Annotated in this window: 3 protein-coding genes and 1 tRNA gene; all 4 read left to right on the top strand. The window is 72.4% G+C overall.

Annotation, left to right across the window (positions count from 1 at the left end):
- Positions 1-1313 precede the first annotated feature (1313 nt).
- Positions 1314-1988, top strand: coding sequence for an FHA domain-containing protein (locus JX283_RS07860; RefSeq protein ID WP_204830081.1), 675 nt, complete (start codon positions 1314-1316; stop codon positions 1986-1988).
- A gap of 34 nt (positions 1989-2022) precedes the next feature.
- Positions 2023-2098: transfer RNA gene (locus JX283_RS07855), tRNA-Phe, on the top strand.
- 539 nt (positions 2099-2637) lie between these two features.
- Entirely contained in the window at positions 2638-3681 is a 1044-nt protein-coding gene (locus JX283_RS07850) for a glycoside hydrolase family 5 protein (RefSeq protein WP_239652547.1), read from the top strand.
- A partial coding sequence (rsmI, locus tag JX283_RS07845) for a 16S rRNA (cytidine(1402)-2'-O)-methyltransferase (protein WP_204830080.1) occupies positions 3681-4382 on the top strand: 702 nt, incomplete at its 3' end. The genes JX283_RS07850 and rsmI, both read left to right, overlap by 1 nt.

The raw sequence follows: 4382 nt of genomic DNA, 5'->3' as shown, positions 1-4382 counted from the left end.
GCCGGCGTGCTCGGCGGGGTCACGGCGCTCTGGGGGCAGCTGCTCGAGGGGTACGGCGACGCCTACGGTGCGGTGGCCGACGCCGCCAGGCGGCTCTTCGACGGCCTCGACGCCGTGGGGGCCGGCGGCGTGGCCCGGTGGCTGGGGGACCGGCTCTCTCAGGTCGTGGCCGCGGCCGGGCTCGAGCCGGCGGACCTCCGGCTCCGCAAGCCCGTGCTCTGCCACACCCAGGAGGTGCTCGACAAGGACGGCTCCACTGACGCGGCGTGGATCCGCCGGGGCATCCAGGCGCTGCCGGCCGACGGCACGCCGGCCGAGNTGNTCGCGGCCTTCGGGCGCCAGGTGGCGGACGTCGCGGGCGAGACCGAGGTGGACCTCGGCGAGCTCTCGGTCCCGGGGCTCCCGTTCAAGATCCCCGTCAAGGTACGCCTGTCNACCCTCCTGGGAGGCGCGTCGTGACCGGGCGGGCGGCANGGCTCCTCCGGGAGGAGCGCGGCCAGGCCGTGGTNGAGCTCGCCTGCGTGGTNCCGGTGGTGCTTGCCTGCGCCCTCGTCGCCGTGAACCTGGGCGTCTACATCGAGCGGTGCGCCCGGTTCGACCGCGTGGCCCCTGACATGGTGCTCGCCCACGGCATCGCGCCGGCCGACGAGCAGGACGCCTCGTCCGCCGTCCGGCAGGTCAGGGAGGCCGTGGAGGAGGCCATGGGCGACCCCGGCCTCGAGGTCGACGTCCGCGTGGAGCGCCTCGACCCCGAGGAGGACGGCCTCCTGCCTGCGCTCTCGCCGGGGCGCGTGCGCTTCGTGTGCTCCATGGGGTTCCGACCCCGGCCGTCGACGTTCTCCGTGGCAGGCGCCGTCTGGACCGCGCCGGCGCTGCTCGTCCACGAGCGCTCCCTGGTGGTGGACATCGGGACGCTCGCGGGAGGTGTCTGACGTGGTGCCGGCCGAGGTGCGCGTGCGCGGCCCGGGAGGGGAGCGGGTGATCGACGCCCTCGTCGTGGGCGGCTTCCGGGAGCGGCTCGTCGGGCTCATGGGGGACTTCCCTCCGGGCGCGTGTCCGGTGCTGGCGTTCCCCGCGTGCCGGTCGCTCCACACGGTGGGCATGGGGAGCCCCGTGGACATGGCGTTCGTGGGGNCGGACGGCGCCGTGGCCCTGTCGAGGAGGGCCGTGCCCCCGTGGCGGGCGGTGTCGTGCCCCGGGGCCGCCTGGGCGCTGGAGCGGGTCGCGGCGGACGCCCCGTGGCCCGGGGAGGGCGACGGTGTGAGTCTGTGCGTTCAAACGGGCCGGGAGGCCCCGAGAGATAGGAGAGGGTCATGAACATGACGGTGGTCGANGGCGGTTGCGCCCAGGGGCAGGGACACTGTCACGGCGGGGGCGCCCACGGGTGCGGTGTGCCGGGCGTCAAGGTGTGCCCGCAGTGCGGCGCTTCCGCCTTCGAGGACATGGACGTGTGCTACGGGTGCCTCCACCGCTTCGGCGCGGCGGTGCCTGCGGCGGGAATGCCATACCCGCCGGCCGAGGCGGCCGCGTACGGCGCGGGGCTCGACTTGCGGTGGGCCGTGGAGGGGCCGCTGGCCGGGCTCCCCGCCGAGTGGGACGGCCCGCTCTACGACGACTTCGACCCAGCCGACGCCGAGGTGGACGAGGCCGACGAGACGGGCGACCTGTCCGAGGTCGCGCGCAGCCCGCGCTGGGGCCTGGTGATGGGGTGGCGCGGCATGAGGGCGCCCGTGGCGCTCCCGGCCGGCGGCCTCTCCATCGGCCGGGCGTCCGACAACGACGTGGTGCTCAAGGACGCCTCGGTGTCGCGCCGCCACGTGGTCGTGGCACCCGACGAGGGAATGGTGCTCGTCCACGACGCNGGGGCCACGCACCCTGCCACGCTGGATGGGGAGGAGGTCGTGGACTCCGTGCCGTGGCTGCCGGGAAGCGTGCTCGAGATATGTGGCGCGAGGTTTTCGCTCGAGCTGCTTGACCCCCGGAGGTGACGTGTTATAGTTATCGGGCGCTCGAGGCGTTTTTGGCTGGGTAGCTCAGTTGGTAGAGCAGCGGACTGAAAATCCGCGTGTCAGGGGTTCGACTCCCTTCCCCGCCACCATAAACTCGCAGGTAGTCGGATTGTCCGGCTACCTGTTTCTTTTTGAGTGGGACCGCTATCCTGACGGATAGCGGTCCCACTGGTATGTTGGGTGCCCCGCGGCATCCCCAGGAGGGGCGGGATAGGCCTTCGAGTGGGGTATGACTGCTGAATGGAGCTTGCGTAGAGGCAAAGGGGTGGAGCACCCACTTCATATTGCAGGTGGTCCCATGCTCATCGCGGCCATCGTGAGGTGCTCAGGGGCGGTATCGGTCGCCCCTCGAGCTGGCTCAGAAGTTGACTGTGTTCGCGGTCCTCCTGCTCGCAATAATGCTGGCACCTGTAACCCAAGCCTTTTAGTTGCGACGCCGCCGTGGCGCATGGGGGACGCGATCGCGCCACCGTGGTGCACAGTTTGGGCTTATCGGGGCATTTTCCGCACCCCCGTGGTGCGATCCGGGAAGGTTGCACCATCCTGACGCGATTGAAAGGTCTTTCCCGGCCTGGGAATGATAGCGTGGAGAACGTCGACGTACGCGCCCTGCAAGGAGGATCTGCCGGTGGATCACGCGATGCTGCACGGGGTCAACCTCGCCGGTTGGCTGGTGCTCGAGCCCTGGGTAACCCCGTCCCTGTTNGCCTCGTCGGGGGCCTTCGACGAGAAGNGCCTCGAGGCCGCCCTCGGGCACGACCGCTATGTGGAGGTCGTGGCCGGCCACCGGTCCGCCTTCATCGGCGAGCGCGACTTCCGCCAGATCGCCGACCGCGGCTACAACGCCGTGCGCATCCCCGTGCCCTGGACGGTCTTCGGCAAGGACGGCCCCATGCCCGGTGTGGACGAGGGCTGCATCGAGTACGTGGACCGCGCCTTCACCTGGGCCGAGGCCGCCGGCCTGCAGGTGCTGCTCGTGCTCGCNGCCATNCCCGGCGGGGACGACGACCCCGAGGCCCTGAGCAACGTCATCGCCATGGGCTCCACCCTGCGTGACCNCGTCATCGAGGTCGTGGCCCGCCTCGCCGAGCGTTACGCCGAGCGCGACTGCCTCATCGGCATCGNGCCCCTCGACGAGCCCGTGGCCCAGCGCCGCCGCGGCCTCTCGGTCACGCCCGGCGTGCCCATGCACATGCTCCGCAACTTCTACCGCGACTGCTACGAGGCCGTGCGCGACCGCGCCGGCGACCATCCCGTGGTGGTGTTCTCCTGTGCCGGCCGCCCCGACATGTGGAACCTCTTCATGGCCCAGTCCCGCTACCGCAACGTGTGGCTGGACCTGCACCTCTACCACTACAACGACGTCGTGGACGCCTCCGGCCCCTCCGGCACGCGCCGCCTGGTGGAGCGCTCCTCCGACGCCATCGCCCGCGCCCGCCGCAGCGGCCTGCCCGTGGTGGTGGGGGAGTGGTCGAGCTCCCTGCCCGTGGGTGCCGGCACCCCCACGCCCGAGGGCCTCAAGGCCATGGAGCGCGTCTNCGCCGCGGCCCAGATCCAGGCGTTCCGCGACGCCTCCGGCTGGTTCTTCCAGACGTGGAAGACCGAGAACAAGCTCTCGGCCTGGGACGCCCGCGTGGCCCTCTCCTCCTTCGAGCGCGGGATGTTCGACTGATGCCCCAGGACGACCCCCGGCCCTCCGGCGCCGGCGTGCTCTCGCTGGTGGGCACTCCTATCGGCAACCTGGGCGACCTCTCCGGCCGCGTGCGCGACACCCTCGCCGCCGCCGACGTCGTGCTCTGCGAGGACACCCGCGTCACCGGCCGGCTCCTCTCGGCCATGGGGCTGCGCCGTCCCCTGGAGCGCTGCGACGAGAACGTCATCGCCTCCCGCGTGCCCGCCGTCCTGGAGCGCCTCTCCTCCGGCCAGCGTGTGGCCTTTGCCTCCGACGCCGGCATGCCCACGGTGAGCGACCCGGGCCGCAGGCTCGTGGACGCCGCGCTCGACGCCGGCCTCCCCGTGGAGGTCGTCCCCGGCCCCAGCGCCGTGACCTGCGCCGTCGCGGCCTCGGGCCTCGACTGCTCACACTTCTTCTTCGAGGGGTTCCTGCCGAGGAAGGCCGGCGCCCGCCGCGAGCGCCTCGACCTCCTCGCCCGGGTGCCCGGCGCCGTGGTGCTCTACGAGTCGCCCCACCGCGTCGCCGCCACCCTCGCGTCCGTGGCCGAGGCCATGCCGGGGCGCCGCGTCGCCCTGGTCCGCGAGCTCACCAAGCTCCACGAGGAGTGCCTGCGCGGGACGGCCGCCGAGCTTTCCGCCACCGTCGCCGAGGCGGAGGCCCAGGGGCGCCCCGGCATGGCCTCGGCCACAGACGCGAGG

This window comes from Olsenella sp. CU969, from assembly GCF_905219715.1.
Classification (GTDB): domain Bacteria; phylum Actinomycetota; class Coriobacteriia; order Coriobacteriales; family Atopobiaceae; genus Granulimonas; species Granulimonas faecalis.
The sequence above is the reverse complement of the archived record's forward strand: the minus strand, read 5'-3'. Positions and strand labels throughout refer to the sequence as shown.